Source organism: Mesorhizobium sp. M0771, assembly GCF_040320155.1.
In the GTDB taxonomy this organism is placed as follows: Bacteria; Pseudomonadota; Alphaproteobacteria; order Rhizobiales; family Rhizobiaceae; genus Mesorhizobium.
Genome location: NZ_JAMYPC010000001.1, coordinates 516,717 through 536,901 on the forward strand (window position 1 = coordinate 516,717; position 20,185 = coordinate 536,901).

Here is a 20,185-nt window from a genome sequence, read left to right on the forward strand (position 1 = left end):
TCCGGCGTGTTCGGGACACGCCAGTGTTTGAAAAGGGGTAAATATCTTGGCTAGCATCATGACGAACGCTTCGGCTCTGACCGCGCTGCAGAGCCTGAACAACACCAACAAGCAGCTTGAAACCACCCAGTCACGCATTTCGACCGGCTACCGCGTCGCCACCGCCAGCGACAACGCCGCCTACTGGTCGATCGCCACCACGATGAAGTCCGACAACAAGGCGCTTTCGGCCGTTCAGGACGCGCTTGGCCTCGGCGCCGGCAAGGTCGATACCGCCTACACCGCCATCACCGACATCAAGGACCAGGTCGACCTGATCAAGGCCAAGCTGGTCACTGCACGCAGCGCCAGCAAGGACGACCAGCAGAAGATCGCGACCGAAATCAAGGCCATCCAGGACCAGATCAAGTCGTCGGTCACCAACGCCTCCTATGCCGGCTCGAACCTGCTGCAGAACGACGCTGCTGCGACCTCCGACCTGAAGATCGTCGCGTCCTATAACCGCACCGGCACGACCGTCGCCATCGACACCATCGACGTCAAGGCGGCCGACACGCAGGTTCTCGATCTTCCTGGCACTGGCGGCATCGTCGGCGCTCTGCTGGCGACGACCTTCTTCGATCCCAGCACCACCCAGGTCCTCCCGGCGGCCATCGACACCGCACTCGGCGCCGTTGAAACGGCGCTTGCCAAGCTGTCCACGGGTGCCGCCTATCTCGGCGCCGCCAAGTCGCGCATCGACACCCAGAAGAGCTTCCTGTCGAACCTCTCGGACTCCATCGACAAGGGCGTCGGCGCGCTGGTCGACGCCGACATGAACAAGGAATCGACGCGGCTGCAGGCCCTACAGGTCCAGCAGCAGCTCGGCATCCAGTCGCTGTCGATCGCCAACGGCAACTCGCAGTCGATCCTGGCGCTGTTCAAGCAGTAAGCCTGACCCGGCTTTCTCCTTCTTGAATTGAAGGGCCGCGCCGACAGCGCGGCCCTTTCGCTTTGTGGCTGTGTTTTGACGCATGTCGTTGACCCGGAACCGCTGCACACTTCCGGGCGACATGCTCTATCATCTTCGCACAAGCTTCGCGGTCTAGTGTTCCCACGGAATATCATGCTGGGAGCGCTTGAATCGTGCCGCAACAGATCCAGAGCATCATCTCGAATCTCAGGGCATTTGGCGTCAGGCGCCTTGCCATGCTGGCCGGCATTGCCGCGCTGGTGATGGCCGTCATCGGCATCGGCTCGGTCTATCTCAACCGCCCGGCCTATGAGACGCTCTATGTCGGGCTCGATCGCTCCGACGTGAACCAGATCGGCCTGGTGCTCGGCGAGGCCGGCATCGGCTTCGACGTCGGCTCCGACGGCACCTCCGTGCTGGTGCCGGCCGGCACCACCGCGCAGGCGCGCATGCTGCTCGCCGAAAAGGGCCTGCCGACCAGCGCCAATGCCGGCTACGAACTGTTCGACAATGTCGGCTCGCTCGGGCTGACCTCCTTCATGCAGCAGATCACCCGCGTGCGCGCCCTGGAAGGCGAGATCGCCCGCACCATCCAGTCGATATCCGGCATCAAGGCCGCCCGCGTTCACATCGTCATGTCCGAGCGCGCCAATTTCCGCCGCGACGAACAGCAGCCCTCCGCCTCGGTGGTCATCCGCTATTCCGGCATCGACGCCGAAAAGAGCGCCATGTCGATCCGCCATCTCGTCGCCGCCGCCGTGCCGGGCCTGTCGGCCGACAAGGTTACCGTGCTCGATTCCAACGGCAACCTTCTCGCCGCCGGCGACGATCCCTCCAACACAAGTGCTGCCCGCACGCTCGGCGTCGAGCAGACCGTCGAGGCGCAGATCGGCGACAACATCCGCCGCGCGCTGACGCCTTATCTCGGCCCCGACAATTTCCGCGCCAGCGTCAAGGCCGACGTCAACACCGACACCCGCCAGACCGAAGAGACGATCTTCGATCCGGAGTCACGCGTGGAGCGTTCCGTGCAGTCGGTGCGCGCCAACGAAAACAGCAATCAGAGGCAGGCCTCGACCCCGGCCACCGTCGAGCAGAACCTGCCCGAGACCCAGGCGACCAGCACCGATGGTCCGCAGACGTCATCGGAGAATGATCGCAAGGAGGAGATCACCAATTACGAGATCAACTCCAAGAAGATCGCCACAGTCTCCAACGGCTATTCCGTCACCAAGATGTCGATCGCCGTCGTCGTCAACCAGCAGCGGCTGATGACCATCCTCGGCAAGGACGCCACACCCGAACAGATCGCCAAGCGCGTCGCCGACATCCAGAAAATGGTCGCCTCAGCCACCGGCTTCGACGACAAGCGCGGCGACATCATCGATGTCTCGGCGGTCGAGTTCATCGACGGGCTGGACGGCGAAGCGGTCGAACAGCCGGGCATAATGGCATCGATCGGAACCCATGCCGGTACGATGATCAATGCCGGCGCCTTCATCGTCGTGGTGTTCCTGGTCGCCTTCTTCGGCCTGAGGCCAATGGCCACCGCGCTGAGCGCGCGGCCGACGCCGGCACTTGCCGGTCCGAGCTTCGACGACGTCCAGCGTTCACTGCCGACACCCGAAGCCGCCAGCGCCGAACAGGCGCCGGCTGCCTTGCCCGGCAGCCGCCCCGGCCCGACTCCACTCGATGATCTTCGCCAGAAGATCAGGCCGGCGCCACAGGAGCGGCTTGCCCGCATGGTCGACATCAATGAGGAGCGCACCGCGCAGATCCTGCGCAAATGGGCGGCCCAGGAAGCAGCGGTATAGACCATGGCCTCGGCAGCGCTTTTCGACCTTTTGCCGGATTTCGGCGCACGCAGCCAGCGTGCCGGCCAGCCCTCGCTCGCGGCCATGGCCGAGCCAAGGCCGGAGACGTCGGCGCCGCAGGCCGACATCGGCGCGCTGATCGCCGAAGCGGTCATCGATGCCGAAGCCGCCCTTGAAGCCCGCCTTGCCATCGCCCAACAGGCAGCGCTCGAGGCGCAGAGACAGGCCAACGCCGATGAAGCAAAGGCCTTTCTGGAAAGTTTCGGCGGCGATCTCGGCGCGGTCGTCACTGCCCGTATCGAGATCATGGAGGCCAAGGTCAGCGACCTCGTCGGCGCCACCATCGCGCGCATCATTGGCGGCCTTGTCAGCGACGATCTGCAGAAGCGTTCGCTGGAAGCCCTTGCCGGCACGATCCGCGAAGCCGTCGGCGACAGCGAGGCGGTGCGCATCGCCGTGCGCGGACCGCTGTCATTGTTCGAGACGCTGAAGGCTTCGCTCGGCCCACGCGCGGCCAATCTCGATTTCGTCGAGGCGCCCGGCTTCGACCTTACCGTCGCCATTGACGAGGCGGTGTTCGAAACCCGCATTGCCGAATGGTCGGCCGCCTTGTCGGAGGCCCTGTCATGAGCGAGGGCCCTCTTAAGAACGAGTGGACGTCATGAGCGTTGTCGAGGCCGCAGACGCCAGGCATGAGATCATCATCGTGCGGCGCAACCACGACGACCACGACGACGCCCACCATGGCGGCGTCTGGAAGATCGCCTTTGCCGATTTCATGACTGCCATGATGTGCTTCTTCCTCGTCATGTGGCTGATCAACGCCGCCAACGAGCAGACCAAGGCAGCCGTCGCCAGCTACTTCAATCCGGTCAAGCTGGTCGATCGCAACGCCAGCCGCAAGGGCCTCGAAGACCTCGGCGATGGCCCGAGCAAGGTCAGGCTGACGGCGGACGACCCGCGGGACAAGACCAGCAAGGCCGGACAGGACGGCGTCGGCGGCGCCGGTACTTCCGACAAGAAGCAATCGAAGGAATCGGCGCCGAAGACCGATCTTTCCGACGAGCATCTGTTTGCCGATCCATATGCGGTGCTGTCGGAAATCGCCACCGACACCGGCGTCATGCAAAATGTCAGCGAGAAGGGCGATGGCGGCGCGCAGGCGTCCGGCCCGGCTACCGGCGCATCCGGCGGCCAATCCTACCGCGACCCGTTCGCGCCGGATTTCTGGTCGCAGCAGGTGGCTGCACCAGGCGCCGAAGCCACCGCCGAACGCACCAAGATCGAAGGCGATCCCCTGAAGCCGGGTGACAAGGCGGCACAGACGCAAGTGGCGGAGGTGAAGGCCGTGCCGGCCGCGCCGCCAGTGGCCGCGGCGCCGCTCGAGCCGCTGGCGAAATCCGTTTCCGATAAGCCACTGACCAAGGCTGAAGCCAAGGCAGAGGCCAAGGCTGAAGCAGCGAAGGCCCAGATTGCAAAGGCCGAAGCTGCCGAAGCACAACCCGCACCCAAACCCGAAGCCGCGGAAAAGGCGCCGACGGCCGCCACTGTTAGAGCCGCGGCGCAGGTCAAGCAGGAACTGGCCGAGGCCTTCAAGTCCGGCGACAAATTGCATGACGGCGTTTCCGTCGAGGCCACCGACAAGGGTGTCGTCATTTCGATCACGGACCAGTTCGATTTCGGCATGTTCGAGATCGGATCGGCGGTGCCTAGGCGTGAACTGGTGCTGGCGATGGAAAAGATCGGCCGCATCGTCAACGAGCAGAAAGGCACGATCATCATCAACGGCCACACCGACGCGCGGCCGTTCCGCAGCGACACTTACGACAATTGGCGGCTGTCCACGGCGCGCGCCCATTCCGCCTACTACATGCTGGTGCGCGGCGGCGTCGACGAGCGCCGCATCACCGAGGTCGCCGGCTTCGCCGATCGCGAGCCGAAAATTGCAGCCGACCCGATGGCGGCCGCGAACCGCCGCATCGAAATCCTGATGGCGACCGACGGATGAGGCGCGCCGCCATCATCGGCCGCGCCGTCGGGCTGCTGCTGCTGAGCGCTGTCCATCCGCCATCGGCCTTCGCCGAGGACGGCTTGCAGCCCTATCAGCTGGTGCGCTCGCTGCAGCTTGTGCAGGACCGCATCGCCGCCGGCGATCACGCCGCGCTGCCGATGCAGGCCAAGCTGCTCGAAATGGCCGACACAAGGCTGCGCGCGGCGGACGCAGATGATTTCAGCGACCCGAAGAATTTTCGCGCCTTGCTGGTCTATGGCATGAGTGGCGGCAACCCCGTCACCGTCGAGGCGGCGGTGTCGCGCGCCAAGACCGACCCGCAAAGCCTGACCATCGCCAAGGGCATTGTCGATTATCTGAACGGCCGGCAGGCGGCTGCGATCGAGGCGCTGAAGCCGATCGATCCGATGACCCTGCCCCCCGATGTCGGTGCCTTTCTGGCGCTGGTCAAGGGCTCGCTTCTCGCCACCGAGCAACCGGTCAGCGCGCTTGCGCTGCTCGACGATGCTCGCCTGCTCAGCCCCGGCACGCTGGTCGAGGAAGCAGCACTGCGCCGCTCGGTCGGCATCGCCGCCGCGCAAGGCGACGGTGCGCGTTTCGCGCTTGCCTCAACCCAATACGTCGAAGACTACCTCTATTCGCCCTATGCCAGCCAGTTCGCCGACGCCTTCGTCTCCGGCGTCATCACGCTGCACATGGCGATCAGCCAGGACAAGCTCGCCGACATCACCGCAATGATGGATCCAGAACGCGAGAAGGTGATCTATCTGCGCATCGCCCGCCGCGCCGCGATCGACGGCTTTGCCGATCTCTCCGCCTTTGCCTCGGCCAGGGCTGAACGGGGCCGCGACGGCATCCACAATCAGGACGATCCGCGCGCCCAGCTCTATTCCAGCCTGTCCACGGTAACGTCCGGCACCATCGGCGAGGTCCGCGCCAAGCTGGACAAGATCGATCGCAACCAGCTTTCGCAAAGCGACCGCGACCTGCTCGATGCCGCGCAGGCCGTGGCGGGTGAAGTCATCGCCCCGCCGGCGCCGCTGCCTGCCGAAAAGCCCGCACCTGCCGCGGCCAGGCAGGAGCCGGTCAAGACCGCGGCCGTGGAAAGACCCGACGAGCCAGAGCTGCCGCCGGTCGAAGGCGCGATGCCGGAACAGCCAGCCGCCACAACGTCGAGTGAACAGCCCGCAACCGACCAACCGAAGGCGGCAAGTGAGCCGGCCGCGCAGGCACCGAGCACGCCCGAGCCAAAGGCGGCGGAAACGCCTGCAGTCGCCTCGGCCAGCGATGCGGCTCCGGTCGTGCCGGCATCGGTGCCGGCCCCCGCCGCAGTAGAGCCTACCGATCCCACCGACGCCGCCATGGCGAGGACGCGTCACCAGCTCGATTTGATCGACCAGATGCTTGGAGCAGCCCCGAAATGACCACCAATGTTGGCCAGGCCCTGCCGGCTCCCGCGCACGCCGGATCGAAGCAGTCGGCCTCAAACGCCAAGGGCGGCGACAAAAGCTTCGGCGACATGGTGCGCGGCGACGACGATGCGCCGACACCGATAGGCCAGGGAGCAATTGAGGCCGCGTCGCACGAGCTGCATTGGGCCAAACGCAGCCCTGCCGGTCCCGGCAAAAGCGAAATCCCACACACCCAGTCTGGCAAAACGGGGACGAAATCCGCTGCCGGCAAGGCCGCAAAAGAACATGCCGATAGTGGCCCGGACAAACCATCCAAGGACGCTGAGGTGGCCGGACGAGACGCGGATGCAGGATCGCTGCAGGATCATTTGCCACTGGTGCTGGCGCTGCACGATATCAGGCATTTCTCAACGGTCCGGACAAGCGGGAACGGCATCGCGACGAATGGACAGACTGGGCAACCGGCGCCCGCTGGCGAGGCCACTTCTGCACAGACGTCGCCTCTGAAGAGACACCGCGCAGCGTCCGGCATTGACAACAGACTCGACACGACGACGCGATCGGAACGGGCCAAGCCCGGTACCAGCGTTTCCGCACAGGATCAGGGGCAAAAGCTGCCCGCGATCGGGCTCCAGTCCGGCAAACTGCCGCACCAGGATGGTCCGACGCCTCCTCTACCGGCGGGCCAGACGGCAAGCGACGTTTCGGCACCCGAGGCAAAACGGTCCGCGCCGTCGGCGAAGTCCGTCGATGGAGCCCATTCCGCGGCATCGTCCACACAGGGAAAACAGCCGCCATTCGCTGCGCGCGTCGACATTGTCGCCGAACAGAGCTTCCCCGCGCCGGCGCATAGTCCGATAAACCAAACGACTTCGGCGCTTATCGACGCGCTGGCTTCGGATAACGGCCTGCGGCAAGCGGTTTCGACGCCGTCGACGACCGCCCAGACGGCCGGTTCTGTTGCCGTTCCGACACATATATTGAAGATCGAGCTTCACCCGGCAGAGCTCGGCATGGTCACCGCCAGTCTCAGGCTTTCCGGAGAACAACTTTCGATAGAATTGAAGCCCGAAACCCATGAGGCTTACCGCCGTCTCGCCACCGACAGCGACGCCATCGTGAAGTCGTTGCGCGGGCTCGGCTTCGATGTCGACAAGGTGACCATCCTGCAACCCTCGATAGCGATCCACGCAGCGGCCCGCAGCGATGCAGCGAACTCGCAGCCAATGCCGCAAGGCCGCGACCAGTCCGCTTTTCAGCCCGGAAACTCGAGCGGCAACAATACGGGTTCGGGCGGCCACCAGTCGGGAAGAAACCGCAATGACGATGCCCAGGAATTCGGCCGCGCTGGCGCGCCTGCTCGCGAGCGTGCTGGCGACGATATGTTTATCTAGCCTCGCCACCAAGCCGGCCACCGCCGCCACCAACCCTTGCGAGCCCGAGATTTTGCGTGCCGCCGATCGCTATGGCGTGCCGGCCGGCATCCTCTATGCGGTCGGACTGACCGAGACCGGCAAGAAGGGAAGCCTGCAGCCTAATGCGTTGAATATAGAGGGGAAAGCGGTATTTCCAAGGAACCGCACCGAGGCCCTGGCCGCCTTCGAAGCAGCCCGGCGCGAGGGCAAGACACTCATCGATCTCGGCTGCATGCAGATCAACCATCACTATCACGCCGCGCATTTCCGCAGCGTCGACGACATGCTGGACCCGCGCCAGAATGTCGACTATGCCGCGCGCTTCCTGGCCAGCCTGCATGCGCGTCATGTCAGCTGGTCGATGGCCGTCGCCCGCTACCACGCCGGCCCCGACAATGACCCCGCGCAGAAATTCTATGTCTGCCGCGTCATCGCCAATATGGTCGCCACCGGCTTCGGCAAATGGACCCCGAACGCCCGCAACTTCTGCAACCATTAGGTGAATCATCTCTTGCGAACGGCTGCAAATCCACGCCCGGCGGGTGACGTGCCACGTCACCCGTTCGGCAACCAACGATACAACCTCCTGATTGCGGTTATTTCGAAACTCGAAATAACTCCCAAGAAAATAGCTACAAGAAATGATGGTTGTTCAGGATTCCCGGCACCGGTTACGGCTCTTCCCACGGGGCAGATGATCTGATTCGGAGGCGGGGCCGATGATTGTAATCGTTGACGAGCGTGAGCTCGTAACTGAAGGCTATAATTCACTTTTCGATCGTGAGGGCGTCGCCTGTGCAGGCTTCGCGTCCGGTGAATTCGGCGAGTGGGTGACATCGGCCGCCGACACGGATTTGCGATCGGTCCGAGCCTTCCTCATCGGCGACTGCCGCGAAGGCGCCATCTCGCCACGCCAGATCCGCGACCGCACCGGCGCTCCGGTTATCGCGCTCAGCGAACAGCACTCGCTTGAAAATACGCTGCGGCTGTTCGAGAGCGGTGTCGACGACGTCATCCGCAAGCCGGTCCATATCCGGGAGATCCTGGCCCGCATCACCGCCATCCGCCGCCGCGCCCATGAGGACGTCAGCTATACCGAGATCGGCGCCATGCGCATCTTCATGGACGGCCGCGATCCCGAGATCGATGGCCAGCCGTTGCCTCTGCCGCGCCGCGAACGCCGCATCCTCGAATATCTGGCGAGCAACCGCGGACGCCGCGTCACCAAGACCCAGGTCTTCAACGCCATCTACGGCATCTTCGACGAAGAGGTCGAGGAGAACGTCGTCGAGAGCCACATCTCCAAATTGCGCAAGAAGCTGCGCGAAAAGCTCGGCCAGGACCCGATAGATTCCAAGCGCTTCCTTGGCTACCGGCTGGTGTTCTGATGGCGGTCTGCGCCAGCCTCGCGCAAGACAGAAATTATATCCTCGCGACCACAGATGGGCCCAACGATGTTGGGCATTGAGGAGACGTTCGATGAGCCTTTACGGAATGATGCGGACCGGCGTTTCCGGCATGAACGCGCAGGCCAACCGCCTTTCGGCCACAGCCGACAACATCGCCAATTCCGACACCACCGGCTACAAGCGATCCTCGGCCGAGTTTTCGACGCTGATCATGCCGCAGGTCGGCGGCGCCTATAATTCCGGCGGCGTCAACACCACCATCCGCTCGGCCATCAGCGCCCAGGGCGTGCTGCAGTACACGACCTCGGTTTCCGACCTTGCGGTCAACGGCAACGGTTTCTTCGTCGTCCAGGACCCCAGCGGAACGCCTTTCCTCACCCGCGCCGGCGCATTCGTTCCCGACGCTCAGGGCAGACTGGTCAACGCCGCCGGCTACCAGCTGATGGCCTACAGCTACGCCAACGGCACACCGGCTGCCACCGCCAACGGTTTCGAAGGGCTGGTGCCGGTCCAGATCTCCGACCAGGAAATGACCGCGACGCCCAGCACCGCGGGCAACTTCAACGCCAATCTGCCGGCCGGCGCCACGCCGCCCGCCGGTCCGCTGCCGTCCACCAACAGCCCGACGGCGGAATACACGTCGAAATCCTCGATGGTCACCTACGACAATCTCGGCAACAAGAAGCTGCTCGACCTCTATTTCACCAACACCGGGACCGGCACCTGGTCGGTCTCTGTGTTCGACCAGTCCCAGGCGACGCCGGGCACATCCTTTCCCTATACGGGCGGCGCGCTGGCCACGGCCAACCTGACCTTCGACACCACCACCGGCAAACTCACCGGCGCCGTCGATTCGATTACCATCCCCGTACCGGGCGGTGCGTCGCTCGACCTCGATTTGTCCAAGCTGACTCAGCTCGGCACCGGCTTCACGGTCTCCGAAGCCAAGGTCAACGGCAACGCGCCCAGCACGATCGAAAAGATCCAGATCGGCGAGGACGGAGTCATTTACGCCCAGTATCAGGACGGCTCGACCAAGCCGCTGTTCAAGATCCCACTGGCCGACGTCCAGAGCGCCGACAACCTCACCGCACTGCCTGGCAATGTCTATGCGCAGTCCACCGACTCCGGCACCGTGCGCATCGGCTTCGCCAATGAAGGCAAGCTCGGCAGCATCATCTCCGGCGCGTTGGAAAATTCCAACGTCGATATCGCCGAGGAATTGACCAACATGATCGCGGCGCAGCGCAGCTACACCGCTAACTCGAAAGTGTTCCAGACCGGTTCCGACCTCATGGATGTCCTTGTCAACCTGAAGAGATAAACGACGGGCGCCAGGGGAATGAACCCAAACCAGAGCAGCGCGGTGCGCGGATTTCGAATTCAAGGCCACACCGGCAAACCGGCCGGGGTGGTCTGGAATTGCAGGTTTCCGAACGCCGACGCCGCCGACAGGGCAGAGACGTCATCCCCTCCCCACTGGCCTCGTGAAAGACCCGCATGTCGCTGACTTCCGCATTGACCATAGCCCAACAGTCGCTTCAGACCACATCGAAGCAGACCAGCGTCCTTTCCCGCAATATTGCCGACGCCAGCAACCCCGACTATGCCCGCCGCACGGCGGTCGTCGTCAGCAGCGCGCCCGGCGCCCGCTCGGTCGAGATCCAGCGCGCCACCAACGCCCTGCTGTTTCGCCAGAACCTTAGCGCGCAATCGGCATGGAGCGGCCAGAGCACGCTTTACAGCGGAATTGACCGCCTCGCCGTTGCCGTCAACGGCGTCGACAACGCCTCCTCTGCCTCGACCGCGATCGGCAAGCTGCAGAACGCGCTGCAGCTTTACGCCGCTACGCCATCCAACCAGAACCTCGGCTCCAGCGTCATCGACGCGGCCCAGCAGGTGGTGCGCGCTCTGAACGACGGCACCAACGCGATCCAGGATTTCCGCACCCAGGCCGATGGCGAGATATCAACGGCGGTTAACGATCTCAACTCGCTGCTTAGTCAGTTCCAGGACGCCAACAAGGCGGTCATCTCCGCAACCCGTTCGGGTACCGACGCATCCGACGCGCTCGACCAGCGCGACGCTTTGCTGAAGAAGATCGCGGACTATGTGCCGGTGTCGACCTTCACGCGTGGCGACAACGACATGGTCATCACCACCAAGGATGGCACGACACTGTTCGAGACCATTCCGCGCTCGGTAAGTTTCACCCCGTCGGCGGGCTACACGGCCGGCACACCAGGCAACACCATCTACATCGACAATGTGCCGGTCAGCGCCGGGGCTGGCGGCAACACCAGCGCCGACGGCAAGCTCGCCGGGCTCATCACCTTGCGCGACGGCGTCGCGGCGACGATGCAGAGCCAGCTCGACGAAGTGGCGCGCGGCCTCATCACCGCCTTTGCCGAAACAGCACCTTCGCAGCCCGACCGAACCGGCCTGTTCACCTGGTCGGGTGCGCCCGCCATTCCGGCCGCCGGCACGCTGATCGACGGGCTTGCCGGCTCGATCAAGGTCAACGCCGCAATGGACTCGAGCGTCGGCGGCAATCCGGTGCTGCTGCGCGACGGCGGCGCCAATGGTGCGGCCTATATCGCCAACACTGCCGGCAACGCCTCCTATTCGCAGCTCTTGATCGGCTATGGCGACAAGCTCGACAAGCCGATGCCTTTCGACGCTGCGGCCGGCATCACCGTCACGTCCAGCGTGTCCGACTACGCCGCCAATGCCATTGGCTGGTTCGAAGGCCAGCGCCAGCAGGCCTCGAGCAACGCCGACGCCAAGGAAGCGCTGGCATCGCGCACCGCCGAGGCGCTGTCCAACGACACCGGCGTCAATGTCGACCAGGAGATGTCGCTGCTGCTCGACCTCGAACACACCTATCAGGCCTCGGCGCGCATGATGAAAACCGTCGACGACATGCTGTCGGCCCTGCTCGATGCCGTAGGATAAGCCATGAAAGCCACATCCGTCTCATCAGCCGCCCTCTCCAACGCCGCGCGCTATCAGCAGATGCGCATGCAGGCCGAACTGGTCAAAGCCACCAAGGAATCGACGACCGGCACCGTCGCCGATGTCGGTCTGGCGCTCGGCGCGCGCACCTCGCAGGCGGTCACCTTCTCGCGCGACCTCGACCGGTTGAACGTCATCATCGATTCCAATTCGCTGGTCACCGCGCGGCTGTCCTCGACGCAGGCTGCGCTTGGCCAGCTTTCCGACACTGCGCAGAATTTGCTGACCGCGCTGACCGCCGCCGGCAATTCCTCGAGCACCATCACGCAGCAAGCCGGCAAGGCCGCCGTGCAGCAGATGACCTCTATCCTCAACGCCAGCGTCAACGGCGAATATCTGTTTGCCGGCACCAACACCGACGTCAAGCCGATCGACGATTTCACCGCCGCGGGCTCGCCGGCCAAGGCGGCGTTCGACGCTTCCTTCTCGTCGTATTTCGGCTTCACGCAGACCGATCCGCTCGCCGCCAACATCACCGCCGCCCAGATGGACGGCTTCATCACCAGCAATGTCTTGCCGCAGTTCATGGGCTCCGGCTGGCAGGCCAACTGGTCGAACGCCACCGACCAGCAGATCGTCAGCCGCATTTCGCTGGGCGAAACCACCCAAACCTCGGCCAGCGCCAATGACGACAGCATCCGCAAGCTCGCCATGGCTTCCGCCCTGATCACCGGCCTGCTCTCCGGCAATATCAGCCAGGCGGCGAAGACCACCGTTGTCGGCCGCGCCCAGGCGATGGTCGGCGAGGCGCTGGGCGGGCTAGGGCAACTGCAGGCCGAGACCGGCCTTGCCGAGAAGCGGGTCTCCGACGCCAGCGACCGCATGAAGACGCAGGTCGACCTGTTCGAGCGCCATATCCTTGATCTGGAAGGCGTCGACCCCGCCGAGGCAGCCACCCGCGTCGCGGATCTGACGCAGCATATCGAGACGTCCTTCGCGCTGACCGCGCGCCTGCAGCAGATGAGCCTGCTGAACTACCTGACCTGACAATCTCAACCGCAACGGTAGAGCCAAACGATGTACCAATTCTCCTACGCCGACATCCAGACCGACTCCGTTGCCGATGCGAAAGATCGCGAGCGGCAGCTTTTGACCCGCTCGATCGAAATGCTGGCGGCGGCGGCGGCGGTCGGCCACACCTCGATGGAGGCGGTCGAAGCGCTGCACTTCACCAACCGGGTCTGGACCACCTTCGTCGAGGATCTCGGTTCCAGCGACAATGTCCTGCCCAAGGAACTGCGCGCCAACCTCATCTCCATCGGCCTGTGGCTGCTGCGCGAGGCCGAGGACATCCGCCAGGGCCGCACCGACAATTTCGAAGGGCTGATCGAAGTGTCCCAGATCATCCGGGACGGCATTCAATGACCAACACGCTGAAGATATCGCTGAAGCCGAACGAGAAGATCTACATCAACGGCGCCGTCATCCGCGTCGACCGCAAGGTCACCGTCGAGCTGATGAACGACGTACAGTTCCTGCTCGAGAACCATGTCATCCAGGCCGACGATGCCTTGACGCCGCTCAAGCAGCTCTATTTCATCCTGCAGGTGATGCTGATGAACCCGGCCGGCGCCATCGAGGCGCGCGCCATGTTCCGCCGCTCGCTGCCCTTGCTTTTGGCAAGCTTCGAGGATGAGCAGATCAGTGGCGCGCTGAAGCAGATCGACCGCATGGTCGGCGAAGACCATATCTATGAAGCGCTGAAGGCTATCCGTGCGCTTTATCCGCTCGAACGCCGCGCACTTGGCGGCAATGACGATGTTCAGGGTGCGAAGCGCCCGCTGGCCGTGGGAGCACAATACTGATGAATGTGGACATGACGACGACGATCCCCACGGGCGCCAACCAGGGCACCCAGCAGACGTCGAAGACAGCGGTCGACTACCAGTCGTTCCTGAAGCTGTTGATCGCCGAGATGAAGAACCAGGATCCGACGAAACCGATGGATTCGACACAGTATGTAGCCCAGCTCGCCACCTTCTCGCAGGTAGAGCAATCGGTGCAGACCAACACCAAGCTCGACCAGATCATGCAGTCGTCGGCGCTGTCGCAGGCCGATGCCTTGATCGGCCGCTCGATCACCTCGGCCGACGGCAAGACGACCGGCGTCGTGGCCTCGGTCAAGCTTGCAAGCAACGGCGTGATCGCCGTGTTGCAGAACGGCACCGAAGTGCCGGTCGGCGCGGGCGTTTCGATAAAGCCGGCCAGCTAGACAGTTCCATAGAGGCGCGCTCACATGAACGAGGCCGACGCACTCGACATCGTCCAGTACGCGGTATGGACGGTGCTTGTTGCTTCCGCGCCGGTGGTGCTGGTCGCCATGGTGGTCGGCATCGGCATTGCCCTGATCCAGGCCCTGACCCAGATCCAGGAAATCACCCTGACCTTCGTGCCCAAGATCGTCGCCATCATGCTGGTCGTGGCGCTGACCGGTCCGTTCATCGGCAGCCAGATCTCGGCCTTCACCAACGTCATTTTCGAGCGCATTGAAAACGGGTTCTAGGCAGCGCTTGCAGGCGGCTGTGTTCCGACTAGATTGCAGGCCATGACTCAGGCAGAACTCACCGGCAGGCCATGTGCGGAATAGCCGGCGTCTGGCGCAAACGAAACCCGATCGACGCCAACGACCTGTCGGATGTCGCCAGCATGATGCAGGCGCTGGTACATCGCGGCCCCGACGATCATGACAGCTGGCACAACAATCGGCTGGCCCTCGGTCACCGCCGACTGACCATCATCGATCCCTCGCCCGCCGCCCGTGAGCCGATGCTGACTTCTTCCGGCAATGGCGTTCTCGTCTACAATGGCGAGGTCTACAATTACCGCTCGCTGCGCGAAACGCTGCAGGCGCAAGGCGTCGTCTTTCGAACCATCTGCGATGCCGAAGTGGTTCTCGAAGCCTTGCATCACTGGGGTCCCGAAAAAGCCGTGCCGCTGTTCGACGGGATGTTTTCCTTCGCCTATTTCGACGCTCGCAGCAGTGCGCTGTGGCTTGCGCGTGACCGTCTTGGAATCAAGCCGATGTCGGTGGCCGACACGCCGGAGCGAATCCTGTTCGCCTCGGAGGACAAGGCGATCCTCGCCTGCGACGGTTTTCCGCGCGACATCGACAGCCGCGAGATCACCTTGCGGCTTGCCTGGCAGAGCCGCGATTCCAGCTACAGCCTGTTCGACCGCATCGAGCGCCTGCCGCCCGCCGGCCTGTGGAAGATCACCGATGGCGTTATCGAGAAGCGCCGCTTCTGGCATGTGCTGGACGTGCTGGAGACCGCGCGCATTACCGGTGACGTATCCTCTGATGCTGAGCACATGGCGACGCTCGAGGCGTTGCTCAAGGACAGCGTCGGGCTTCACTGCATCGCCGATACCAGCGTTGCCACCGCCTGCAGCAGCGGTGTCGACTCCGGCCTGATAACGGCGCTGGCAAAGCGGTTCAGGCCGGAAGTCCATGGTTATGTCGTCGACCCGCAGCTCGGTCACAGCGAGGCCGAAGACGCCGAACGCACCGGCCGCCATGTGGGCGTGCCCTTGCGCCGGGTGCAGGTCGACAGGAACCGGTTTTTCGAACTTTGGCCAAGGGTAATCTGGCATCTTGAAAGCGATGGCTGGCACGCCAGCCATGTCGCGCTGCTGGCGCTTGCCGAACAATGCCGGGCCGATGGCGTCAAGGTGCTGCTCACCGGCGAAGGCGCAGACGAATTGTTTGGCGGCTACCCCTTGCAGGCCTTGAGCATGAAGAAGTGGCGTTCCTGGTCGTGGCCCCGGCGCCTGGTCCATTCGAAGCGCTCGCTCGACCGGAGATTCGAGCAACAGCGTCATGCCCCCTACAAGGTCTCGGCTGGAAGCCACTCACAAATGGATCGCAGCATGGTCCTGCGTGCTTTGTCGCCGGAGCTGAATTTCGTGCAAACCGAGATCTTCGACCGCCTGGAGCCGGTTATGCCGCCCGCGGATCGCGCCTTTCTCGGTAGTTGCCTCTACGACCTCTATTCGCATCTGCAGGACATCCTGCACCGGCACGACCGGCTGAGCATGGCGGCGTCCGTGGAACTGCGGGTCCCGTTCCTGGAAAACCGCCTGATCGACTTCGCCATCCATTTGCCGAGGCGGCAGAAATACCGCGACAAAACAGGAAAATGGCTTTTGCGAAAGGTCGCTGAAAAGCATATTCCGCGCCAGAACGTCCAGGCGCGCAAGATCGGCTTCGAGATGTCGTCGCAATTTTCGGCCGGCACGGAGACTTTGCTACGCGGCGGTTTCCTGCGCGATGCCTTGAAATGGCCCGCCGCGAATTTGGAGGACATGGTCCAGTTGGCGCGGCGCGAGCAACCGTCCAGGCTGCGGCTTGTCGGCATGGAGCTTTTCCTGCGCCTTCACGCCGGCGGCGAGACGACAGGCACGCTGACCGAAGCCTTGCATACCGCTGCCCGGGACAGAAGCTGACTTCGCGCGCGGCCGACAGCCCCGCGCAGTGGACCAATGAGAACATCGCTCTGGGTAGCGGACCATTCCCGGCTGACGTATTTTCGCCTTGCTATCCTGTTGTTGGACCATGATCTTTTTCGAAGACGCGTTCGCCCTTTTGGATGTCGTGCTCTATTTCAAACGGATGCCATGATTGTCGTCCCCGCGGACGAAACCAGCACGTTAAGGTGGGACAGGTCTGATGATCGATGACGAGCCGGACAGCGAACGCGTTTCGGCGCTGGCGCCGTTCCGGCACGGCATCTTCCGCGCCGTCTGGTCGGCCAGCCTGGTGTCGAATTTCGGTGGCCTGATCCAGGGCGTCGGCGCCGCCTGGATGATGACCACCATCGCCACGTCGCCCTATCAGGTGGCGCTGGTCCAGGCCTCGGCCACTCTGCCGATCATGCTGTTTGCACTCGTCGCCGGCGCCATCGCCGACAGCTTCAACCGGCGCAAGGTGATGCTGATCGCCCAAATCTTCATGCTGGTCGTCTCTGCACTTCTAACGCTGTTCACCTGGAACGGCTGGATGACGCCGTGGACGCTGCTTGCCTTCACCTTCCTAATCGACAGCGGCACGGCGCTCAACAACCCGTCCTGGCAGGCATCGGTCGGCGACATGGTGCCGCGCAACAAGCTGCCGGCCGCGGTTGCACTCAATTCACTGGGCTTCAACCTGACACGCAGCGTCGGCCCGGCGATCGGCGGCATCATCGTTGCCGCCGCTGGTGCGGCTGCTGCGTTCGCCGCCAATGCGCTGAGCTATATAGGTCTCATCATCGTGCTCTTCCGCTGGAAGCCGGAGCTGCCGGTCTCGACGCTGCCGCGCGAGACGCTGGGCGCCGCCATGGGCGCCGGCCTGCGCTATGTCGCCATGTCGCCCAACATCGGCAAGGTGCTGGTCAGGGGCTCCGCCTTCGGCTTCAGCGCCGGCGCGGTTTTGGCGCTGCTGCCGCTGGTGGCGCGCGACGTCGTCAAGGGCGATGCCTTGACCTACGGCATCATGCTCGGCGCCTTCGGCATCGGCGCCGTCGGCGGCGCGCTGATAAGCGTGCGTCTCAGACAATTGCTGTCCAGCGAGACGATGGTGCGGATGGCCTTCGCCGGCTTTGCCGTCTGCGCCTTCAATGCCGCCATCAGCCTCAATGCCTGGCAGACTGCGGCGGGTTTGCTCATCGGCGGCGCCTGCTGGGTGATCGCGCTGTCGCATTTCAACGTCACGGTGCAGATGTCGACGCCGCGCTGGGTCGTCGGCCGGGTGCTGTCGGTCTACCAGACGGCGACCTTCGGCGGCATTGCGCTGGGCAGCTGGATCTGGGGCGTCGTTGCCGATGCGCATGGCGCCGAAACCGCGCTGATTGCGGCGGCCATCGCGATGCTTGTTGGCGGCGCCATCGGCCTGTTCCTGCCGCTGCCGCAGCAGACGACTCTCAACCTCGACCCGCTCAACCGCTTCAAGGAGCCGCATCTCGGCCTCGACCTGAAGCCGCGCAGCGGCCCCATCGCCATCATGATAGAGTACATTATCCGCGACGAAGATGTACCCGAATTCCTCGCCACCATGGCCGAGCGCGGGCGCATCCGCCGCCGCGACGGCGCCCGCAACTGGACGCTGGCTCGGGACCTAGAAAATCCCGCAGTCTGGATCGAACACTACCACACGCCGACCTGGCTGGAATACATCCGCCACAACCGGCGCGCCACCCATGCCGACGCCGTCGTCGGCGAGCGGGTGCGGGCGCTGCACAGCGGCGACGAACCGCCGCGCGTGCGCCGCCTGATCGAGCGCCCGACGACCGCCGGCACCGCGCTGGTCTCGCCGAAGGGGCCGATCGATCACTGAGCTCGCCATAGCCGTAGCGCCGGTCAGCCGGCGCTCTGGATCATGTAGAGCTTGCGCGTGGTCTCGCGTATCAGCCACTCGCCCTTCCAGCCCTGCGGCAGGACGAGGAGATCGCCCGGACCGAGTTCCCGCACCTCGCCATCGATGCGGCTCAGTTCCACGCGCCCCGAAATGATGTGGCAGATCTCCGACGAGTCCGAACGATCGGCGGTGAAGCGGCCGGGCGTGCATTCCCAGATGCCGACATCGACAGTCCCGTCAGGCGATTGAAAGAACGAGCGCACGGCCTCGACCTGATCGCCTTCAATCGAGCTTGGCTTAGGAGAGAACGCGCCGATCTCGGCCTTGGCGAGATCGTGGAAGGTCGAAAGATCGATCAAGTCTAGCTCCATGGATAAGAGCAATTCCAGGAAAGCGGTCTGCCCCGGAATTGCGTGAGAACAAATGGCTTTAGTGGCCGGTGATGCTGTCGGCCAACGCGGCCAGCTTCGAGGTGCGCGCAAGCCCTGCCGCCTCGCGGCCATCGGCAATGCGATAAAGCTGGTACATCGAATGCACGCCCAGCCAGCGGAAGGGCTCCGGTTCCCATGGCCTGACCTTGCGGTTGACCCAGGGCAGCTTCGTCAGCTCGGTGTTTGCCCCGAGAACAAGGTCAGCCAGCGTGCGCCCCGAAAGGTTGGAGCTGGACACGCCGAGGCCGACATAGCCGCCGGCCCAGCCGATGCGGGTCGCGGGATCGAGGCCGACCGTGGTGCACCAGTCGCGCGGCACGCCGAGCACGCCGCACCAGGCGTGATCGATGCGGCATCCCTTGGTCTGCGGCAAGAGCGTCGTCAGGATCGTGTGCAGCTGGTCGATCGTGGCCTGCTGCGTCTGGCCGTTGACGTCGGTGCGCGAGCCGTAGCGATAAGGCACGCCGCGTCCGCCCATCGTGATGCGTCCCTCACGCGTGCGCTGGGCATAGCAATAGGCATGCGCCGCATTGCCGAGCAGTTCGTGCCCTTCCCAACCGATGTCGCGCCACAGGTCGGCAGGCAGCGGCTCAGTCACGATCTGCGCGCTGTTGAGCGCCAGCCAGGTCCGCTCCTCGCCGGGGATGCCTGATGTAAAACCCTCGGTCGCGCGGATGATCGTCTCCGCCTGCACCGTACCGCGGTCTGTCGTCACGCTGCCCTTGGCGATGCTTGTCACCGTCGTCTTCTCATAGATCGGCACGCCCAGCCGCTCGACGGCATCGGCAAGCCCGCGCACCAGCTTGGCCGGCTGCACCCGCGCCTGGCCATGGACGACGAAGCCGCCCATGACGTTACGGATGTTGATGCGCGTGCGCGTTGAGGCGGCGTCCAGCATCTCGACGCGGTTCGGGTCGACATCCCAGGAACGGATCGTCTCGCATTCTTCGCGCACGCGCTCCAACTGCGCTGCGTTGGTGGCCACCGTCAGATTGTCGACGCGGCGAATGTCGGCGTCGATGCCTTCCTCGGTCGCGACCCGGATCACTTCATCAACGCAGCCTGCCATCGCCGCCTGCATCGCCATCACGCCTTGGCGGCTCGATGTCTTGAGATATTTTTCGCGCGACCAGCTGAAGCCGCCCGACAGCCAGCCGCCATTGCGCCCCGAAGCGCCGAAGCCGGCAAATTCGCGCTCGACGATCACGACGCGCAGCGATGGCTTCGCCTTTTTCAGATAGTAGGCGGTCCACAGGCCGGTATAGCCGGCGCCGACAATGGCGACATCGGCCTCGATGTTTCCAGGCAAGGACGGGCGCGGAACGGGAACCGCCCCCAGATCCGCATACCAGAACGATATGTCGCCGTTGCGCTTGGCTTGCATGGAATGACTTT

At 64.0% G+C, this 20,185-nt stretch carries 19 protein-coding genes; 17 read left to right on the forward strand and 2 right to left on the reverse strand.

Annotation, left to right across the window (positions count from 1 at the left end):
• Window positions 1-46: 46 nt before the first annotated feature.
• The 17 genes from NKI05_RS02500 to NKI05_RS02580 all read left to right on the forward strand — a co-directional run bounded on the left by NKI05_RS02500 (window position 47) and on the right by NKI05_RS02580 (window position 18,338).
• On the forward strand, window positions 47-931 hold the full coding sequence (locus tag NKI05_RS02500) for a flagellin N-terminal helical domain-containing protein (RefSeq protein ID WP_023683302.1): 885 nt from the start codon (window positions 47-49) through the stop codon (window positions 929-931).
• Window positions 932-1,125: 194 nt separating this feature from the next.
• On the forward strand, window positions 1,126-2,766 hold the full coding sequence (gene fliF, locus NKI05_RS02505; protein WP_023686350.1) for a flagellar basal-body MS-ring/collar protein FliF: 1,641 nt from the start codon (window positions 1,126-1,128) through the stop codon (window positions 2,764-2,766).
• Window positions 2,767-2,769: 3 nt separating this feature from the next.
• The gene (locus NKI05_RS02510) at window positions 2,770-3,396 is read left to right on the forward strand and encodes a hypothetical protein (protein WP_023814592.1); all 627 of its coding nucleotides are present in this window, start codon (window positions 2,770-2,772) and stop codon (window positions 3,394-3,396) included.
• Window positions 3,397-3,427: 31 nt separating this feature from the next.
• Entirely contained in the window at window positions 3,428-4,774 is a 1,347-nt protein-coding gene (locus NKI05_RS02515) for a MotB family protein (protein ID WP_023814593.1), read from the forward strand.
• A complete protein-coding gene (locus NKI05_RS02520) occupies window positions 4,771-6,201 on the forward strand; it encodes a MotC family chemotaxis protein (RefSeq protein WP_023744229.1) in 1,431 nt (476 codons plus the stop codon). The genes NKI05_RS02515 and NKI05_RS02520 overlap by 4 nt, the downstream gene beginning before the upstream one ends.
• On the forward strand, window positions 6,198-7,583 hold the full coding sequence (gene fliK, locus NKI05_RS02525) for a flagellar hook-length control protein FliK (protein ID WP_352792167.1): 1,386 nt from the start codon (window positions 6,198-6,200) through the stop codon (window positions 7,581-7,583). The genes NKI05_RS02520 and fliK overlap by 4 nt, the downstream gene beginning before the upstream one ends.
• Window positions 7,516-8,103, forward strand: a complete 588-nt coding sequence (locus tag NKI05_RS02530) for a transglycosylase SLT domain-containing protein (protein WP_373432824.1) — start codon at window positions 7,516-7,518, stop codon at window positions 8,101-8,103. Before fliK ends, NKI05_RS02530 begins: the two co-directional genes overlap by 68 nt.
• Before the next feature lie 220 nt (window positions 8,104-8,323).
• Window positions 8,324-8,992 carry a response regulator transcription factor gene (locus NKI05_RS02535; RefSeq protein WP_023683295.1) on the forward strand — a complete coding sequence of 223 codons (669 nt, stop codon included), beginning with the start codon at window positions 8,324-8,326 and terminating at the stop codon, window positions 8,990-8,992.
• A 91-nt stretch (window positions 8,993-9,083) separates the two neighbouring features.
• Window positions 9,084-10,337, forward strand: coding sequence for a flagellar hook protein FlgE (locus NKI05_RS02540; RefSeq protein WP_023691731.1), 1,254 nt, complete (start codon window positions 9,084-9,086; stop codon window positions 10,335-10,337).
• 176 nt (window positions 10,338-10,513) lie between these two features.
• Window positions 10,514-11,968 (forward strand): flagellar hook-associated protein FlgK, encoded by a 1,455-nt coding sequence (flgK, locus tag NKI05_RS02545; protein ID WP_023686357.1) that lies wholly within the window; start codon window positions 10,514-10,516, stop codon window positions 11,966-11,968.
• A gap of 3 nt (window positions 11,969-11,971) precedes the next feature.
• Window positions 11,972-13,015 (forward strand): flagellar hook-associated family protein, encoded by a 1,044-nt coding sequence (locus NKI05_RS02550; protein ID WP_023740982.1) that lies wholly within the window; start codon window positions 11,972-11,974, stop codon window positions 13,013-13,015.
• A gap of 30 nt (window positions 13,016-13,045) precedes the next feature.
• Window positions 13,046-13,393 (forward strand): flagellar biosynthesis regulator FlaF, encoded by a 348-nt coding sequence (gene flaF, locus NKI05_RS02555; protein WP_023671893.1) that lies wholly within the window; start codon window positions 13,046-13,048, stop codon window positions 13,391-13,393.
• The gene (gene flbT / locus NKI05_RS02560) at window positions 13,390-13,833 is read left to right on the forward strand and encodes a flagellar biosynthesis repressor FlbT (protein WP_023671894.1); all 444 of its coding nucleotides are present in this window, start codon (window positions 13,390-13,392) and stop codon (window positions 13,831-13,833) included. Before flaF ends, flbT begins: the two co-directional genes overlap by 4 nt.
• Window positions 13,833-14,240 (forward strand): flagellar hook assembly protein FlgD, encoded by a 408-nt coding sequence (flgD, locus tag NKI05_RS02565; RefSeq protein WP_023671895.1) that lies wholly within the window; start codon window positions 13,833-13,835, stop codon window positions 14,238-14,240. Before flbT ends, flgD begins: the two co-directional genes overlap by 1 nt.
• A 24-nt stretch (window positions 14,241-14,264) precedes the next feature.
• The gene (fliQ, locus tag NKI05_RS02570) at window positions 14,265-14,531 is read left to right on the forward strand and encodes a flagellar biosynthesis protein FliQ (protein ID WP_023671896.1); all 267 of its coding nucleotides are present in this window, start codon (window positions 14,265-14,267) and stop codon (window positions 14,529-14,531) included.
• Between the two features lie 71 nt (window positions 14,532-14,602).
• Window positions 14,603-16,471: an asparagine synthase (glutamine-hydrolyzing) gene (asnB, locus tag NKI05_RS02575; protein WP_352792168.1), complete on the forward strand. Its 1,869-nt coding sequence runs from the start codon at window positions 14,603-14,605 to the stop codon at window positions 16,469-16,471.
• A 223-nt stretch (window positions 16,472-16,694) separates the two neighbouring features.
• A complete protein-coding gene (locus NKI05_RS02580) occupies window positions 16,695-18,338 on the forward strand; it encodes an MFS transporter (protein WP_023671898.1) in 1,644 nt (547 codons plus the stop codon).
• Between the two features lie 23 nt (window positions 18,339-18,361).
• On the opposite strand, the gene NKI05_RS02585 is transcribed toward NKI05_RS02580, so the two are convergent.
• On the reverse strand, window positions 18,362-18,730 hold the full coding sequence (locus NKI05_RS02585; RefSeq protein ID WP_081725355.1) for a cupin domain-containing protein: 369 nt from the start codon (window positions 18,728-18,730) through the stop codon (window positions 18,362-18,364).
• Window positions 18,731-18,788: 58 nt separating this feature from the next.
• A complete protein-coding gene (locus NKI05_RS02590) occupies window positions 18,789-20,174 on the reverse strand; it encodes an NAD(P)/FAD-dependent oxidoreductase (protein ID WP_023695740.1) in 1,386 nt (461 codons plus the stop codon).
• Window positions 20,175-20,185 lie beyond the last annotated feature (11 nt).